General features: G+C 44.8%; 16 protein-coding genes. 9 read left to right on the top strand and 7 right to left on the bottom strand.

Translation table 11 applies throughout. The features are described 5' to 3' along the window. The first annotated feature begins 49 nt into the window (after nt 1-49). From CPIN_RS36310 to CPIN_RS04265, 3 genes are all read left to right on the top strand, one after another. Nucleotides 50-748 carry a porin family protein gene (locus tag CPIN_RS36310; protein WP_012788538.1) on the top strand — a complete coding sequence of 233 codons (699 nt, stop codon included), beginning with the start codon at nt 50-52 and terminating at the stop codon, nt 746-748. 124 nt (nt 749-872) lie between these two features. Next, nucleotides 873-1,490, top strand: a complete 618-nt coding sequence (locus CPIN_RS04260; protein ID WP_012788539.1) for a porin family protein — start codon at nt 873-875, stop codon at nt 1,488-1,490. 245 nt (nt 1,491-1,735) lie between these two features. Continuing rightward, entirely contained in the window at nt 1,736-2,437 is a 702-nt protein-coding gene (locus CPIN_RS04265; protein WP_012788540.1) for an outer membrane beta-barrel protein, read from the top strand. 283 nt (nt 2,438-2,720) lie between these two features. Here the strand turns inward: CPIN_RS04265 and CPIN_RS04270 are convergent, their stop codons facing one another. Then, nucleotides 2,721-3,674 (bottom strand): methylenetetrahydrofolate reductase, encoded by a 954-nt coding sequence (locus CPIN_RS04270; protein WP_012788541.1) that lies wholly within the window; start codon nt 3,672-3,674, stop codon nt 2,721-2,723. Between the two features lie 211 nt (nt 3,675-3,885). Here CPIN_RS04270 and lptB point away from each other — a divergent pair, with 211 nt between their 5' ends. Genes lptB through fabG form a run of 3 tightly spaced genes read left to right on the top strand, consistent with a single transcriptional unit; the run spans nt 3,886 to nt 6,994 of the window. Next, entirely contained in the window at nt 3,886-4,650 is a 765-nt protein-coding gene (gene lptB, locus CPIN_RS04275; RefSeq protein WP_012788542.1) for an LPS export ABC transporter ATP-binding protein, read from the top strand. A gap of 23 nt (nt 4,651-4,673) precedes the next feature. Continuing rightward, nucleotides 4,674-6,206, top strand: a complete 1,533-nt coding sequence (locus CPIN_RS04280; RefSeq protein ID WP_012788543.1) for a GH3 auxin-responsive promoter family protein — start codon at nt 4,674-4,676, stop codon at nt 6,204-6,206. 38 nt (nt 6,207-6,244) lie between these two features. Beyond that, nucleotides 6,245-6,994, top strand: coding sequence for a 3-oxoacyl-[acyl-carrier-protein] reductase (fabG, locus tag CPIN_RS04285; RefSeq protein ID WP_012788544.1), 750 nt, complete (start codon nt 6,245-6,247; stop codon nt 6,992-6,994). Nucleotides 6,995-7,245: 251 nt separating this feature from the next. On the opposite strand, the gene CPIN_RS04290 is transcribed toward fabG, so the two are convergent. After that, nucleotides 7,246-8,136, bottom strand: coding sequence for an SMP-30/gluconolactonase/LRE family protein (locus tag CPIN_RS04290; RefSeq protein ID WP_012788545.1), 891 nt, complete (start codon nt 8,134-8,136; stop codon nt 7,246-7,248). A 219-nt stretch (nt 8,137-8,355) separates the two neighbouring features. On the opposite strand from CPIN_RS04290, the gene CPIN_RS04295 reads away from it, so the two are divergent. Continuing rightward, nucleotides 8,356-9,834 (top strand): hypothetical protein, encoded by a 1,479-nt coding sequence (locus CPIN_RS04295; protein WP_012788546.1) that lies wholly within the window; start codon nt 8,356-8,358, stop codon nt 9,832-9,834. A gap of 22 nt (nt 9,835-9,856) precedes the next feature. Next, nucleotides 9,857-10,909: a nucleoid-associated protein gene (locus tag CPIN_RS04300; RefSeq protein ID WP_012788547.1), complete on the top strand. Its 1,053-nt coding sequence runs from the start codon at nt 9,857-9,859 to the stop codon at nt 10,907-10,909. A gap of 154 nt (nt 10,910-11,063) precedes the next feature. Here the strand turns inward: CPIN_RS04300 and CPIN_RS04305 are convergent, their stop codons facing one another. The 5 genes from CPIN_RS04305 to radA all read right to left on the bottom strand — a co-directional run bounded on the left by CPIN_RS04305 (nt 11,064) and on the right by radA (nt 16,568). Beyond that, complete coding sequence (locus CPIN_RS04305; protein ID WP_012788548.1) at nt 11,064-12,536, bottom strand: PSP1 domain-containing protein; 1,473 nt, start codon at nt 12,534-12,536, stop codon at nt 11,064-11,066. 127 nt (nt 12,537-12,663) lie between these two features. Further along, the gene (locus tag CPIN_RS04310) at nt 12,664-13,803 is read right to left on the bottom strand and encodes a DNA polymerase III subunit (protein WP_012788549.1); all 1,140 of its coding nucleotides are present in this window, start codon (nt 13,801-13,803) and stop codon (nt 12,664-12,666) included. 9 nt (nt 13,804-13,812) lie between these two features. After that, nucleotides 13,813-14,346, bottom strand: a complete 534-nt coding sequence (locus CPIN_RS04315; protein WP_012788550.1) for a glutathione peroxidase — start codon at nt 14,344-14,346, stop codon at nt 13,813-13,815. Nucleotides 14,347-14,447: 101 nt separating this feature from the next. Continuing rightward, nucleotides 14,448-15,137 carry a ComF family protein gene (locus tag CPIN_RS04320; protein ID WP_044217856.1) on the bottom strand — a complete coding sequence of 230 codons (690 nt, stop codon included), beginning with the start codon at nt 15,135-15,137 and terminating at the stop codon, nt 14,448-14,450. A 57-nt stretch (nt 15,138-15,194) separates the two neighbouring features. Further along, on the bottom strand, nt 15,195-16,568 hold the full coding sequence (radA, locus tag CPIN_RS04325) for a DNA repair protein RadA (RefSeq protein WP_012788552.1): 1,374 nt from the start codon (nt 16,566-16,568) through the stop codon (nt 15,195-15,197). 700 nt (nt 16,569-17,268) lie between these two features. On the opposite strand from radA, the gene CPIN_RS04330 reads away from it, so the two are divergent. Next, on the top strand, nt 17,269-17,958 hold the full coding sequence (locus CPIN_RS04330) for a zinc metallopeptidase (RefSeq protein ID WP_012788553.1): 690 nt from the start codon (nt 17,269-17,271) through the stop codon (nt 17,956-17,958). The last annotated feature ends 324 nt before the right edge of the window (nt 17,959-18,282 follow it).

The raw sequence follows: 18,282 nt of genomic DNA on the forward strand, positions 1-18,282 counted from the left end.
TTGGCATAGTCTTTGGAATTCCGTAGACAGAATCAAAACTCTAACGGTTATGACAAAGAAGATTATCCTTTCGTTTGCGGCCCTTGCAATTTCTTTCGGAGCTATGTCTCAGGTGCGGGTAGGTGTAAAAGGTGGTTGGAACCTTTCCTCAATTTCAGTTGACAATGACGGATCTGTAGATAAAGACCGTTCATTATCAGGTTACCACATTGGTGCTATCGTGGATTTCCCACTGATAAAAAATGTGTTGTCCTTCCAGCCTGGCGTTTTCTATACCACTAAAGGTGCGAAACTGACCTCAGGTGATAAAGACAATGACGCGACAGTTCCTTATGTTAAGTACACAACCAGGCCCCAATACATTGAAGTTCCGGTAAACTTTATTGGTAAAATTCCGGTAGGTGAAAACGCCAGATTATTCGCAGGTGTTGGTCCTTACTTTGCATTCGGCGTAGCCGGTAAAAACAAAGTGAGTAGCACACTCGCCGGTGTAACTACTTCTTCTGAATCCGACATCAAGTGGGATGATGATACCCCATTCAATGATGGCGATCCTGATCGTGGTCTGAACAAGTACAAAAGATTCGACTGGGGTGGTAATGTGCAGGTAGGTGCTGAGATCCATAACGTCCTGCTTTCTGCACAGTATGGCCTTGGTTTCGGTAAGATCAACTCTGGTGGAGACGACAGCAGAAATGACAAAAACAAGAACCGTGTATTTTCAGTTTCTGTAGGTTATCTGTTCTAGTAGTACAACAAGTTTAAACCCGGGTGTAAACAGGCAACACCTAACTAATAACACAATAGCTATGAAAATGGTATAACATCCACAGCGCCTGTCGGATGTTATACCGAAAATTTAAAACACCTATATGAAAAATGTATTATTATCTGCTGCTGCACTGATGATTGCAGGCATTACTTTCGGCCAGACAAAATTCGGTATCGTGGCAGGACCAAACTTCTCTAGTGCAACCGTTAAAAGCGCAACCGGCGACAAAGAAACCGGCGACCTCCTGGTAGGCGTAAGAGCTGGTGTAACTGCCGATCTGCAGCTGGCTGACGAGTTCTATATCGGTACAGGACTGCTGTATGCCGGTAAGGGAAGTAAAAACAAAGACAACAGCGATTTTAAAACTACATTGTCTTACCTCCAGTTGCCCATCAACTTCCTGTTCAAACCAGAAGTTGGTTCCGGTAAACTGAACCTGGGAGCAGGTCCTTACGTTGCATACGGCTTAGGTGGTAAACACAAAGGTACCGTTGGTAACGTTACCGGCGAACTGAAAGCATTTGATGACGAAGCGGGTCTGGCCAAACTTAAACGTTTTGATGCAGGTCTGGGCGTTGTTGCTGGATATGAACTGAAGCAAGGTCTGTACCTGGGTCTGAATGCTGACCTGGGCCTGGTAAATGCATATGACAATACTGACAATGACCGCAGCTGGAAAAACACCTCTTTTGGTGTGTCTGTAGGTTATAAGTTCTAAGGCAAGCAAATATTTATCGGAAAAGTCCTCTTCGCCACCCGGCGGAGGGGACTTTTTCTATTTTAGCTACGTTGCCGAGATTTTTTATGCTCTACACAAAAAATTAAAGTAAGAAAGTGGACAATTAGCTTAATTTTATGCCCGTATTTTTATTTACGGGAGCGTATCCCGTGTTGTTTCCCTGAAAATACCCAAGTTTTTAAAGAAGAGGACAATACCGCACATTACAACACAACATGTAACGCATGAGTAAAATTTTTACACTTATCTTTTTAGTGTTTCTTGCATTCCTATTTCCTGTACACGCTCAGGTTAGTCTGGGGTTAAGAGGAGGCTATACTTTATCCGCCACGCAGATCAAAAATTCGCAAGGCTATAAGAGTAACAGTATCGGCACCAGCAGCCAGCTAAAAAATTTGCATGCAGACCTGATTATCAATGTACCTGTGTACAAAAATCTTCATTTTCAGCCACTGGTAAGATACATTACCAAGGGCGCTTACCTCCGTCCGCTACCTGATAAGTCAGGCTTACTGGTAGAATCAGCCAACCAGCTGAAACTGCACTACCTGGAAGTTCCAATGAATGTGGTATTTAAAATCCCCGTATCGATCGGCAAGATCGTTCTGGGAGCAGGCCCTTATGTAGCGTATGGCCTGGGCGGATCTTATGACCTGGATCTGCTGTACAACGGAACTGTACTGAGTACCGAATCACATGATGTAAAATTCAATTATAAAGACCGGGGCATTGCACCAGGCGTTGAACTGAGCAGGTTTGATGCCGGCGCGAATGTGGCCCTTGGATTTGAATTTAACAATCTGATGGTATTGGGTGCTAGTCTCAGCAGGGGGTATACTAATCTTGACCGGACTTCTTCCGCCAAGATTACCAACAGCTATTTTTCTTTGAGTTTAGGTATTCTGCTCAACAGAGAAGATTATTAAGAGAAATACACCAGTGCGTTATTGTCTGGGGAGTTCGCCATATAGGCGGACTCCCCAGTTTTTTTTTTAAAGGGATAGGGGGATGCTTATCGACAGCCGTCTTAGAAGTGGTAATCCCAGAAAGTATTATCTCAAAAAAAACAAAAAGTGTGACAGTTATTCGGACATGCCACGACGTTTCCACGTGTTGGCATTTTTTTTAAGAAAAAACGGTTACCATTCAATAAAAAAGCGGTCCGCCTCAGGCGGACCGCTTTAATTTTATCATGTAGGGCGTGGATTATTACACTACCTGTGCCACTGCTTTATGAATAACGTGTGGTTTACCCAGGGTATAATAGTGGAGTACCGGCACACCAAACTGTTTCAGTTCTTTCGACTGTTTGATCAGCCATTCTGTACCGACTTCCTCTACTTCCTTGTCTGTTTTGCATTTGAGGATCTCTGTGGAAAGTTCGGTAGGAATATCCACATGGAAGGTGCGGGGAAGGATGGTCAGCTGTTTGCGGGTGGTGATCGGTTTCAGTCCCGGAATGATCGGAACGGTGATACCTGCTTCCCGGCATTTACCCACGAAATCGATGAATTTCTGGTTATCGAAGAACATCTGGGTAACAATATAATCAGCTCCATTTTCCACCTTCTTTTTCAGATAGCTCATATCTGTCTGCATGTTGGGCGCTTCGAAGTGTTTCTCGGGGTAGCCAGCCACACCGATACAGAACTTCGTTTTCACCCCGCTTTGCAGGTCTTCTTCCAGGTAGATACCATTATTCATGTGTACTACCTGCTGGAGCAGCTGGTCCGCATAACGGTGTCCGTTTGGCTCCGGTTCAAAGAAAGTCTCATTTTTGGGTGCATCACCACGTAAAACGAGTACATTATCCACACCCAGGTAGTTGAGGTCGATCAGTGCATTTTCTGTTTCCTCCCTGCTAAAGCCTCCACAGATCAGGTGTGGCACAGCATCTACATTGTAGTGCCCCATTAGTGCTGCACAGATGGCTACTGTGCCTGGTCTTTTACGGATTTCTACTTTTTCAAAAGAACCATCGGCTCTTTTTTTGAACATGTGTTCACTTCTATGGTAGGTAACGTTAACAAAAGCGGGTTTGAATTCCATTAATGGATCGAGGTGATCATATATAGAGTCAATACTTTTACCTTTAAGGGGCGGCAGGATCTCAAATGAGATCAGGGTATCTTTAGCCTGTGCAATGTGTTCTGTTACTTTCATAGCAAAATAGAAGTGGACTTGAGTTAATGCCGCTCAAAAATAAGACATATGTCAGTATTATCATCTAATTTTTGGCGAAAAGGGCGAATATTTTTTTAGATTGTACGCTATTCATAGATAAAAATTAAGCGGTAGGTGATAAAGTGTGTGAGTGCCAACAGTTAACCGTTGAAAGCTAAACTAAAAGTGTATTTTTGCTAAGTTTGAACATATGGCATTAAAAATACATACAGATCAGCTGGTAAAGCGTTACGGTCACAGAACCGTAGCGAACCATGTATCTGTAGAAGTGACACAAGGAGAGATCGTGGGTTTACTCGGACCTAACGGCGCCGGTAAAACAACCACATTCTACATGGTAGTGGGGCTTATCAAGCCCGATGAGGGACAGGTGTACCTGGATGAGGTGAATATCACTAAGCTGCCAATGTATAAAAGGGCGAAGATGGGTATCGGCTATCTGCCACAGGAGGCTTCGGTATTCCGTAAGCTGAGTGTGGAGGATAACATATCCGCCGTACTGGAAATGACCGGACTGAAAAAAGCAGAACAGAAGGAAAAACTGGAAAGTCTGCTGGAAGAGTTCCGTCTGACCCACGTACGTAAGAGTCCCGGCGATGTATTGAGCGGTGGTGAGCGCAGGCGTACCGAAATCGCCCGTGCACTCGCGGTGGACCCTAAGTTCATCCTGTTGGACGAGCCGTTTGCGGGTATCGATCCTATTGCCGTGGAAGATATTCAGTCAATAGTTGCCCGTCTTAAATACAAGAACATCGGGATCCTCATAACAGACCATAACGTACAGGAGACACTTTCCATCACAGACCGGGCATACCTTCTTTTTGAAGGAAAGATCCTGAAAGCCGGTACCGCGGAAGAGTTGGCCGAAGACGAACAGGTTAGAAAAGTGTATCTTGGCCAGAATTTCATTTTACGTCGTAAAAATTACCTGGACGAAGCAGCTAAGAAACAATAAACTACTACGTTCCTGATCCTATTATGAGAATATTAAGTCCTGCAATATCACAGTTGGCGCGTTTGCGCATGGGGCGTATAGAATACTTTATGCAATACCCCGTGCAGGTGCAGCAACAGGTATTCCAGAACCTTATCAGCGCAGCTCAGTATACTGAGTTTGGCAAGCAGTACGGCTTTTCACAGATATATAAGATAGAAGAGTTCAAACAACGGGTACCTATTCACAATTATGATACCCTCAAGCCTTACATCCAGCGATTGATGGAAGGACAACAGAATATTCTGTGGAACACGCCTATCAAATGGTTCGCTAAATCCAGCGGTACCACTGCCGACAAAAGTAAATTCATACCTGTTTCCGTAGAAAGCCTGGACGATTGTCATTATAGGGCCGGCCGGGACGTGTTATCACTGTACTATAATAATTTCCCTGATTCCCGTCTGCTGACCGGCAAGTCCCTTGTCATCGGCGGTAGTCACCAGGTAAATAAACTGGATGCTGAAAGTGATTCTTACTTTGGCGACCTGAGTGCGGTGATGCTGCAAAACATGCCATTCTATGGTAACATGATCCGTACGCCGGACCTTTCCATCGCCCTGATGGACGAATGGGAGGAAAAGATAGAGCGTATGGCAAATGCTGTCATTCACGAAAACGTCACCTCTATTGCTGGTGTGCCTACCTGGACACTGGTATTGATCAAACGTATATTCCAGATCACCGGGAAAGATAACCTGGCGGATGTATGGCCTAACCTGGAACTGTATATGCACGGTGGTGTGAGCTTCACGCCGTACCGGGAGCAGTTTAAACAGCTGATCCGCAAGCCGGATATGTTTTACCAGGAGACCTACAATGCTTCTGAAGGTTTCTTCGCGGCACAGGATGTCATCGGCCAGGAAGGGTTGTTGTTATTCCTGAACCATGGTATCTTCTATGAGTTTATGCCAATGGAGGAATATGGGAAGGAATGTCCGCAGACATTACAGCTGCAGGATGTGGAAATGGGTAAGAACTACGCGCTGATCATCAGTACAAACGGTGGTCTGTGGCGTTACCTGGTGGGAGATACGGTGCAGTTTACCTCTCTGGCGCCTTACCGCGTGAAAGTAAGCGGTCGTACCAAGTCTTTCATCAATGCATTCGGTGAAGAACTGATCGTTGAAAACTCTGATACAGCCATCGCAAAAGCCTGCGAGGTAACAGGCGCTGTGATGAACGATTATACTGCCGCTCCGATCTATTTCAGTGGCAATGATGCCGGCGGACATGAATGGCTGCTGGACTTTGATAAAGCACCGGCTGATATTAACCAGTTCATCGATGTACTGGATAATACCCTGAAAGCCATCAACTCTGACTACGAAGCTAAAAGACATAAGGACATGGCGCTGCGCCGTCCCTTAGTACACGTACTGCCAAAAGGTACTTTTACCGAATGGCTGAAGAGCAAAGGCAAACTGGGAGGACAACACAAGGTGCCCCGTCTCAATAATGAGCGTCAGCACGTGGAAGAAATTCTTAAATTCACCAATATTTCCGGCAAAATCTAACCTGAATAAATCATTTAACTAACAACTATTACGTCTATATGAAATTACTGGAGAACAAAGTAGCTATTGTAACAGGCGCCAGCAGAGGTATAGGTGAAGCTATCGCAATCAAATTTGCAGAGGAAGGTGCACACGTTGCATTCACATATCTCAGCTCTGACGAGAAAGCCAAAGCACTGGAACAAAAGTTACAGGCAATGGGCGTAAAGGCTAAAGCCTATAAATCCAACGCCGGTGTGTACGAAGAAACTGAGACGCTGGTAAATGACGTACTGAAAGAATTCGGTAGCATCGATATCTGCGTGAACAATGCAGGTATCTCCAAAGATAACCTGTTACTGCGTATGAGCCCTGATCAGTGGGACGACGTAATGGATATCAACCTGAAGAGCGTGTATAACATGACTAAACAGGTGATCCGTCCGATGATGAAAGCAAAGAGTGGTTCTATCATCAATATGAGCTCTATCATCGGTATGAAAGGTAACGCGGGTCAGAGTAGCTATGCTGCTTCTAAAGCGGGTATCATCGGTTTCACAAAATCTATCGCTGCTGAACTGGGTAGCCGTAACATCCGTGTGAATGCGGTTGCTCCTGGTTTCGTAGAAACAGATATGACGCATTATCTGAAAGATGGTGATGGCGCTAAGACTTACATGGAGAAAATTCCGCTGGGTCGTTTTGGCAGTCCTGAGGATATCGCAAATGTATGTGTGTTCCTGGCTTCGGGTTTGAGTAATTATGTGACCGGACAGGTGATCAGTGCCTGTGGAGGACTGAACATGTAGTTCAATTAGGAATTAGGAATTAAGAATTAAGAATTGAGTGGGTTAATGTATCCCATTGAGTTTTCTGACAGACTAGTTCTAAAGACATAAGAAGAAAGGGTGCTTCATTAATTGAAGCACCCTTTCTTCTTATGTATAATCTATGGAAAATTCGAATTCAGTCTTCTCTATAATCTTCGCTGCATTTCAATTCTTAATTCTTAATTCTTAATTCTTAATTCTTAATTCCTAATTCCTAATTCCTAATTGAACTAATATCTCTTGCCTGGTATTTCCACATTAAACTGCTCCATACACTTCCTGTCCTGTAAGGTTACATACACTGTTTTTCCATCCTTACCACCGAAGGTCAGGTTGCTGCAATGTTTGCCTTTCAGCGGGATTTCCCGGATCTCTGTCCCTTCGGGAGACAGTACGACGATGGTACCTTTTCCCCAGCGGGCGATGTACAGGTTACCGGCTTTGTCGCATTTCATGCCATCGAAGCCGAAATCAGGGAAGGAGGCGAATAAGGTCTTGTTGCTGATGTTGCCATTATTGTCTACATCATACTTCCATACTTTACGCTGTACGCTTTCATTGACATACAGGGTCTTTTCGTCGGGGCTCAGTTCAATACCATTGGTAGTACCCATATTGGCTTCCAGCAGTACGGCTTTGCCGCCTTTATCGATACGCCATATCTGACCACCGGAGTTTTTCCAGTCAGGATCGGATGCGAATAACTGATCTTTTTTATTGATACAGAGGTCGTTAGGTTGAGACATCTTATCGGAATGTACATACACGCTTACTTTCCGGGTCTTTGGATTTACCTCAAGTACATTATGCCCTTTGAAGTCGGGCAGGTACATATTGCCTTTGCTGTTGAACTGGATGCTGTTGGCAATACTGCTGTCGGGTAGTGTTACAAACAATTCGCCGCTACCGTCTTTCGTGCTGATCTTACCGATGGTGCCATCTTTCAGATAGTTGACTACATAGAGGTTGCCTGCTTTGTCAAAGTTGGGGCCTTCAATATTGACAGAGAACATGTTTTCTTTTGTCAGATCCTGTGCCTGGTATAATGCCGTGGATTTATCCTGTGCCATCGCTGCACAGCCTGCGGTCATCACCAGCAATAAACAGATATGCTGTTTCATGATGAGAAATTAACGTGAACCATTAAGTTAAGAAAAGATATGTGGTAATCAAGGCTTATTAAGATGAGCGGCAGATATTCTCCTTGTTTGTGTAATTGGTTTTTATGATAAAAATGAGTACATTATTTGTTATTCAAAAATTTGGTTATCAAACTATTAATATATTAGAGAAGTACTTATATATTTGTAGTGTTATTAGTCCTGTGTAAACGTCATCATATGTTCAGAGCTATACCTATTGTCTGCTTTATCTGGCTGGTCTTTAACTCATCCTGCAATAACCGCCCGAAACCCGCTGTTATCATAGAGCATAAGAGTATCAATATAGCCCCGGTTGTTCCGGACAGCATGACGAAATACTATGATTTTGTCAATGGTCTTACGCAGCTAAAGCTGCCGTATCCGAATGCGTATGAACTGAAGGAGATAAAGGACTATGCACATTACCTGGGACTCGACAGCATTACCTATCAGCAGGTAAAGGCAGGACGTTTTGCTACCACAAACGGTTTAACCCCGGTTATTTTTGATTGTGAGATCAACGATTATGAACGCCGTACCTGGTTGCTGATCTTTAATGATAATGGGGTGGAGCAATCAAGGTTGCAGATAGCGGCAGATGTACGTCCTTCATCGGAAGAGGAAGCGGCTGACGAGCCCACAGCTGTCAAGGATACGACGACGACAAGATTTACGAGTGAGTGGTTTTATATCGGACTGGATTCTGTGATAGAAGTGAGGGCGCGTCAGTCGGCCTATGTGCAGGGTAGTCAGAAAGTGAGTACCAGTCTGCGGTTTTATCGTATAGGAGCTAAAGGAACGATTAAAGAAGTGTCACGTGATAAGGAATCGTTTGAAAAGTATGCGGCGCGTTTCCCTGAACGAAAGTTGCCCGCTGTTGTAGATACGGTAAATACAGCTGCATTGAAAACTGTTTCCCGTCTGACGCCTTACTTTGATTTCCGGGAGGAGAGCCAGGATCCATTGTATGCGATGGCTAAACTGGAGATAGGAAACAGGGCTACAGCCTTGTTGTATGCGAGAGATACGATCTACCTGGACGAGGGATTGAATTATCCGGCAGTAAAGCTGATCACTTATAAGAAAGGGAAGGAGATCGATAAGATCGTTGTTTATGGTGGTACGCTGGGAGAGCATAGTGAAACGATATACCGGAAATGTACAGTGGATAAGGATGCCAGTATCAATCTGCAGGAAGAAGACAGCAGGGTAGTGGACAGCAGCTTCCGTTTCAAAACGGTGTATAATATGCAGTATGAGGTCCTGCCGGGGGGTAAGATCATTGGCAGACAGGCGACTTCGATCGTGCACAGTTCAAAGCTGTATAACGAGAAGGCGTTAATGAAGTATTTCAAGGGCAGGTATAGTACACATAATTATATATCGCTGTTCAACATCAGGGCGAAGGATAATATCCTGGTAGGGCTGCACGCTTATCATAAGGGCGAGGAGCAGTACCTGGAGCTGTTGACTGTGAACAAAGACAATAAGATCATTGACCGATACACCGTATATGATCATCTGAAGAAGCAGAAGGCGGCGGATGTGAAGGCGAAGAAGATGGAAGATATTGAAGATGATTATAATGACAGGCGTGGCAGGCTGACGTGTGATGCCATTATCAGATTGGCGGGCAAGGACCTGCACATTACGCCGGGTGGTAAGTTTGTGAAATAGTTTTCACTATTTTCGCCTGACCATGATACATGTTTCAGAATTTAAAGATTTAGCGTGTCTGTCCATTCACAAAGTGGGCAATGCCTCGCAGGAAGAAGCACTGATATGCTCTCAGGAGCCGTTGGAACTGAAGGATGAAGCGATCAGTCAGCTGTTGTTAACGTACTTCATACAGCCGTTTACAAACAGCGCGGAGTATTTTCGTTTTTATCATGAAGCGGATCTGCAATTAAATGAGATTTTTCAATATTGCCGCCGTATCTTTGAAAACAGGGACAATTTTCACGAGCAGTCAGTTAATATTGCCAAACATCTGTATAAGCATTCCACTCATCCGAAGATCAAGGGAGGAGAATTATATATAGCCTACTTTAGTAAATGTCTTGTGGATGGAGAGGATGTCGAAGCAATAGGTATTTTTAAATCAGAGAGCAGAGACACCTATCTGAAAGTATTCCTCGCCAACGATAATTATCAGGTGGATTATGAAGACGGGATCAATATCAACAAGCTTGATAAGGGATGCCTGATCTTTAACACCGAAGAGGAGAACGGGTACAAAGTCAGCGTAGTAGATAGCATTAGCAAACAGAATGAAGCAGTTTACTGGAAAGACGCTTTCCTTCAGGTACAACGCCGTGAGGACAGCTATCACCAGACAGAACTTGCCGTGAACATGTGTAAGAAGTTTATCAATGATAAACTCCCTGATCAGTATGAGATCAGCAGAGTAGATCAGGTAGATCTTCTTAACAAGTCAGCAACCTATTTTAAAGAGAAAGAGCAGTTTGATCTGGACGATTTTGCACAAGAGGTACTGGGCAACCCCGAAGCTATTCAATCCTTTAAGGAGTATAAACAGACGTTTCAGCAGGAATTCCAGCAGGAGTTCCCCGACGAATTTGACATATCATCGCCTGCAGTAAAGAAGCAGCAGAAGGTGTTTAAGAGTGTAGTGAAGCTGGACCGGAATTTTCATATTTATATACATGGTGACAGAGAGATGATTGAGCGTGGTTTTGACGAAGCGACGAATCTCTATTACTATAAGCTCATGTTTGAGAACGAAACCTGATTCATCTTTTTTTTCATAAGCAAAAACCAATTGTTAAACAAAGGCTGTTCTTCCGGGCGGCCTTTTATTATTAATAGTGGTGTCTACTTTTTCCGCAAATAAAAAGGGCGCATTCTGTAATGAATGCACCCTCTTAATGGTATTTAACTGATCGTTATTTCTGTTTCTCACGAGGTTTGGGGGGTTTGTTTTGTCCACCGCCGCCTTGTGGTTTCTGCGCGTTAGGATTGTTTTTATCCTGTGGCTGTTGTGGCTTAGGCCCGTTATTAGGATTGCGTTGTTCCTGCTTTTGCTTTGGAGGATGTTGTTGTTGCGGGCGCTGTTCCTGTTTAGGCTTCTGCTGTTGTTGTTGCTGTGGACGACCTTCCTGCGGCTTCTGTTGCTGCTGACGGTTTTCCGGCTGCTTCTGCTGCTGTTGCGGGCGGTTTTCCTGTTTGGTTTCCGCTTTTTTACCAGCTGGCTGTTGCGGCTGTTGGTCCTTCTGCTGTTTGTGTTTTTGCTTTTCCTTGTCTTTGTGTTTGCGTTTCTGGGAAGTTTTTTCCAGTGAGCGGAGGCTGATCTGGCCTACCACATCTGCAAATCCAAGGTCTTCCGCTTTAGGTTTAGCTACGACTACTTCAACTGCTTTCAGGTCATCAGGTCTGATGTTCTGTTTGTTGAGCTGGCGTATTTCCTTTACACGAGTGATCGTGAGCGGATATTGTTTGTTACTGTCACCATAGGAGTACCACATCAGGTTTTTGAAGATATCTCTCTTCTGAAGGGTAGCTACGCCATTGACAGTTTCGATGGTGTCGGCGTCTTCAGGGAATTCCCTTAAAGCATCCAGGTAAGTATCCAGTTCATAGTTCAGGCAACATTTCAGACGGCCGCACTGACCGGAAAGTTTTGCCTGGTTAATGGACAGGTTCTGATAACGGGCAGCGGTGGTATTTACGCTCTTGAAGTCAGTCAACCAGGTCGAGCAGCAAAGTTCTCTTCCGCAGCTACCGATACCGCCTACTTTTCCGGCTTCCTGGCGGGCGCCTATCTGGCGCATTTCCACCTTCACCCGGAACTCACCGGCGTATAATTTGATCAGTTCGCGGAAATCCACCCTGTCATCAGCTGTGTAGAAGAAGGTAGCTTTACGACCGTCAGCCTGGATCTCCACTTCTGCGAGTTTCATTTCCAGACCTATACTACGGGCGATTGCTCTTGCTTTGATGAGGGCGTCCTTTTCACGGGCTTTGTTGTCCTGCATCCTTGCAAGGTCTTCGTTTGTGGAGCGGCGGAGTACCTTTTTTACTTCGGGGGTATCTTCCACGCGTCTTTTCTTCATCTGTAATTTAACCAGTTCGCCTGTGAGGCTGATCTGTCCGATGTCGAAACCACTTACGCCTTCTACGGTAACCATTTCTCCTTTATCGAGAATCTGTTTGGTGGTGTTACGGAAAAAATCCTTCCTGCTACCGTTGTTGAAACTTACTTCTATTATATCAAATGGTGCTAAGCTATCACTTAGGGGAATATTGGCCAGCCAGTCAAATACATTCAGCCTGTTGCAGCCTCCAGTACTGCATCCTCCATTACTCTTACATCCTGACGGCTTCCCCTCTGCACCTGTACCACATCCGGCACAAGCCATATTAATCGATTTAAATTATTAAATGAAACACATCCGGGCATTGGACCGGATGCCTAAATATATGTAAAAGCCCTTATTCGATAAGGGCCGGAATAAACAAAGATAACGGAAAATGCCCTTAACTAAGTCATACAGCCGGAATCGGCCGCTTTTTAAAGATATACTGCAGCTTTATGGAAAGTGCGTGGAACAACAGTTTAGCGTTTGCGTTGCGTTCTATGTAATAGCAGGCATTGTCGAGTTCCTGCATGATCTGCTCCATCTGGTGAAGGTCGGCCAGCTTTTGCAGTTTGAATGCAAAGTCGGTCTCTTCTTCCGCGAAAGCCAGCTGGCTCCTGTCTATATACTTGAGTCTCAGCGTATGTTCCAGCAGGTTGATAAAATAGCGGAGGAACTGTTTCTGATTTTCGCGTCCCATTTTGGCGCTGGCAATTCCTTCCACCCAGCCTTGCAGGGCTACACGGTTGCCGGTAAATATATAGTTGAGCCAGTTGCGTAACAGTTCGTGATAGTCATCATCCGAGTGTTGCAGCATATACAGGGCTTCCCTGTAATTGCCTGATGCAATGGTTGCCGCCTGTCTTGCTTTGGCTGCCGGGATGTTGGCGCGTTTAATCAGTGCGTCAACGACCACTTCTTTTGGCAGCGGGTTCACTTTAATAAGATGTGTACGGGAGAGGATGGTCGCCAGGATCTGTTCCTGGTTTTCGGCCACCAGCAGAAAAATGGTATTGTCTGGTGGTTCCTCTATCAGTTTCAGCAGTCTGTTACCTTCGTTACCGAGGTACTCAGGCATCCACATCAGTAATATCTTGTAAGTGCTCTCGAAGCTTTTCAGGCTCAGCTTGCGGATGATGTCCTGGCACTCCATGGCCGTGATATTCCCCTGTTTATTTTCTGCTCCGATGAACTGTAACCAGTCATATGCATTCCCATAGGGATGCGTATCTATAAACTCTCGCCATTCGGCTGCGTAGTCGGAGCTGATCGGTTTATCGCCCGGTTTACGGGGGATGACCGGATAAGAGAAGTGTATATCAGGATGGATGTATCTACCCGCTTTCGTACATGCCTGACATTGCCCGCAGGCGCCATCAGGTTGTTTGTTTTCGCAGACCAGGTATTGCGCAAATGCCAGTCCCAGCGGAAGGCCACCTGCTCCCTCAGGCGCTAATATAATATTAGCGTGACCGAGCCGGTTGTTTTCTGTGGACCTGATCAATTGTTGTTGTATATCTTCCTGACCTATGACATTCGAAAAAAGCATAGGCGCAAATTAGTATTTCTTTTCTATCGCGGCCGTTACTTCAGGAGAAAGTGGTTGTGTTTTAGGAGAGAATACGGCTACCAGGTTACCTTTTTCGTCGAGCAGGTATTTCTGGAAGTTCCATTGTACTTCAGCAGGTTCGAAATGTTTTGTTTTACTTTCTTCTGCCAGCCATTTGTAGAGGGGGTGAATGTCAGTTCCTTTTACGGAGATCTTGGCAGCCATCGGGAAGCTAACAGCGTATTTTTTTGTGCAGAATTCTTTGATCTCCGCGTTGGAGCCTGGTTCCTGCTGGCCGAAATTGTTAGCCGGGAAACCGATGATCACGAGATTCTTTTCGTATTTCTTGTAGAGTTTTTCCAGTTCAGCGTACTGAGGTGTGTTACCGCACATAGAAGCTGTGTTTACGATCAGGATCTTTTTGCCTTTATAATCAGCGAAATTGATCTTACCACCGTCCACAGATTCAACCTTGTAGTCATATATAGCGCCTCCTTTCATAAACAAGAGCATTGAAATTAAGAGTGTCTTCAGCATCGTCATATAATTAAATTTATTGTAGAGTGATTGTAAATGTGTGAGCAAATAAAATTAAGTAAAATATTGTATATAAGGTGTTAATGATAGACGGCTGTCCGGCTCTTTCAATGGCGGGCAAATGCCAGTGCACAGATGCTTACGGCAGCGCCGGCGCTGATCAGTAAACGGCTGCAGGCTTCCAAGGTGGCGCCGGTGGTGATCACATCGTCTATCAGTAACAGGTGTTTGCCTTTCAGATCAGTGTTCAGTTGTAGCGAGAAACTATCCGATACATTCTGCCAGCGGGAGAGCCGTCCTTTGTTGGTTTGTGAAGCGGTTTGCAGATGACGGACTAGGATACCGTCCGACAGTGTTTTTTCAGTAGCCACAGCTACGCCGCTGGCCAGTACCATTGCCTGATTATAACCCCGTTGCCGTATTTTGGAAGGATGCATGGGAACAGGCAGGATGGCGTCTATTTCGTATAGCCAGGAACTTTGCCGGAGTGTGTGTCCCATGAGGCGTCCGAAGTAGCTGGCGATATCTTCCCGCTGCTTGTATTTGAACTGATAAATCAGTTGCTGGAGGAAGGCATTTTTTCTGTAGTAACAGGTAGCCATAGCATGACGGACATTAACCCGTCCCCAGAAGATTTTTTCTACAGGATTGTCTTGCAGTAACTGATAACCCGTAAAGGGCAGTCGCTTGTGACAGCGGAGACATAGAATGTGCTCTGTGTTTGTCAGTTCTATTCCGCATCCATCACAGGTATGCGGATAGAACAGGTGTAGGAGGGAGGATAACAGGCTTTTCATTATAAGCATATGGATGGTTAGTTCCCTGAATGTAATGAAAAGCCTGAAGGCGGCGGATTAAAATAGTCCGCGGTATACTTCATCCACTCTGCCTACCGGTATCACTTCAATGTTAAACTTGCTGATATCTGTTCCTTTTTTATTGTAGCGACTGATGAAGATCTTTTCGAAACCCAGTTTTTCTGCTTCTGCAACACGTTGTTCTATACGGTTTACGGCACGGATCTCACCACTTAATCCGACTTCACCGGCGAAGCAGATTTTACTGCTGATGGGGATGTCTTCATAAGAGGATAATAATGCGCACAATACGGCGAGATCAATAGAAGGATCTTCTACGCGGATACCACCGGCGATATTGAGAAATACGTCTTTGACACCGAAGTGGAAGCCGCCGCGTTTTTCGAGTACGGCGAGCAGCAGTTGTAAACGGCGTAAGTCAAATCCGGTAGCGGTACGTTGCGGTGTACCATAGACGGATTGGGTAACGAGTGCCTGTACTTCTACGAGCATAGGACGCATACCTTCTATTGTCGCAGCGATAGCGACACCGCTCAGCTGATCTTCCCTTTGGGAGATCAGGATTTCTGAAGGGTTGGTGACCTGTCTTAATCCGCCGCCGGTCATTTCATAGATGCCCAGTTCCGCCGTAGAGCCGAAGCGGTTTTTAATGGTACGAAGTATGCGGTATGCATAGTGTTGATCACCTTCAAACTGGAGAACGGTGTCAACCATATGTTCCAGTATTTTCGGACCGGCAATGGAACCATCTTTGGTGATATGGCCGATCAGGAATACGGGGGTATGACTTTCTTTTGCGAAGCGTTGCAGTTCGGCGGTTGTTTCCCTGATCTGGGATACGCTGCCGGGAGCTGATTCTATAAAAGGAGATTGCAGCGTCTGAATAGAGTCAACGATAACGAGTTGCGGACGCAGTTTTTTTATCTCCTGGAAGATTGTTTGTGTAGATGTTTCTGTGAGCAGATAGAAGAGATCATTTTTTACCTGTAATCTGTCTGCTCTCATTTTTATCTGCTGTGCACTTTCTTCTCCACTTATATATAATGTAGTGATGTCTTTGAGTAGTAATGCATTCTGCAGGAACAGGGTACTTTTTCCGATACCAGGTTCACCACCTACGAGTACCAGTGAGCCGGGTACTATACCGCCGCCTAATACACGGTTCAGTTCTGCATCTGGTGTGAGTAGTCTTTCTTCTTCGGTACCGCTGATCTCGGAAAGGTTTACGATATTATCTGATTTGGCGCCGTGTTCTTTTTCAGGTTGCCATCCGGCATTACGTAGAGGGATATCTTTTTGTACTTTCTCTTCAACGAAAGTATTCCATTGACCACAACTCGGACATTTACCAGTCCACTTAGCTGATTCATATCCACAATTCTGACAGAAGAAAGCAGTTTTAATTTTCATGCAGCAAATTTAAAGCGGAAATATTCTGCTGCATCAAAAGAATAAAAAACGAAAGTTGAAAAGATGACATGATGAAAATTGATGGATGATATGTAACGGTTAAAAAATGTGATGATAAAAAGTGGTGTGTTATTGAAATGAAAAATTGGGAAAACGGATGTGTAAAACGTCAAAATTTGAATCGGAAAAGAGGGGCTTACGATCGGGTAAAAAAGAAAAGAGCCAACAGAAATTTCTGCTGACTCTTTCTACTTACTAACCCATTAAATTCACGTCTAAATTACTAAATGGCTACAGAATAAAAAAGTTTATTTAATTGATGTGAATAACTTTTGAGGACTTTTCATAATGTGACAGATCTGCCACCATAGCACGTTTCAGCCGGCGGGGGCATTCAATTATACTTTCATTAAAAGGGCGTAAAAGGTTGATAAATAGGAATGATGCCGTCATAATTTATATATGAAAAACCGGTCATAAAAACATTAATTATATCTGTCATATCGGCGGTTTTCACCCTGGAAAATATTTTGAAGCGACATATTGACAGTGTTAAATTTCGTCTTTGTCAGGTGTCAGGCGCCAGTAGGCGGGGCAATTCTTAATGAAATCCTAAATCCGGTTTCAGGGGGGTGATTGGACGGTAATTTGATGAGGATATACCAGTAATTTTGTACTGATTTAAACTCATTTAATTATTATGACACCTGGCTTTTTTCTCATATCAATGATCTTTGTAGGGATCAGCCTGTTAGTGAGCTGGCGACTGAGGAGTAAATTTAAGGAGTATAGCGCTGTGCCGACTACATCGGGTATGACGGGCAAGCAGATTGCCGAGAAGATGTTGAAAGACAATGGAATATATGATGTTCAGGTCGTTTCGGTTGACGGATTTCTGTCAGACCATTATGATCCGTCCAATAAAACGGTAAACCTGAGCCCGGATGTATACTCGGGAGCAAATGTGGCGGCTGCTGCGGTTGCCGCCCATGAGTGCGGGCACGCGGTACAGCACGCCCGGGCTTACCAGTGGCTGAATCTGCGTTCCAAGCTGGTTCCGGCGGTCCAGTTCAGTTCCAACCTGGTGCAATGGGTGCTACTGGGTGGGATCCTGCTGATCAATGTATTTCCGACCTTATTGCTGGCAGGCGTGATCCTGTTTGGCATAACGACGGTCTTTTCGCTGGTGACATTACCAGTTGAATTTGATGCTTCCCGCAGGGCGTTGGCCTGGCTGGATAATGCGAATCTGATGCGGAGGGAAGAACATGATAAGGCCAAGGACGCATTATGGTGGGCTGCAATGACTTATGTGGTAGCGGCGGTTGCTTCTGTGGTGACCCTGTTGCATTATTTAATGATCTACCTGGGAGCCCGGAGCAGGGATTAGGATAATCATCTGTTAATCAATATAGAAGGTCGGGGATTTACTTCCCCGGCCTTTTTTATTGCCTGATGAGCACTTCACCTTTTATCCGGGTCGTTGATCCTTCGTTGAAAAGATGAAGGATGAGCGAAGGAGGGTGAATACCTGGCAATGACCATCACCATATATCCACTGATTTTATGGGCTTGTCCTGAATGCCCCCTAAAAGTGCAAAAAATAGCTTAGACACGAAGTATACAGGGAGTATATAGGGAGTATCTACGGAGTATCTACGGGAGAGGTATGCTTGAGTACAAAATATCTTATACCGGAATGAAGTGTGCTGGA

This window comes from Chitinophaga pinensis DSM 2588, assembly GCF_000024005.1.
GTDB classification, from domain to species: domain Bacteria; phylum Bacteroidota; class Bacteroidia; order Chitinophagales; family Chitinophagaceae; genus Chitinophaga; species Chitinophaga pinensis.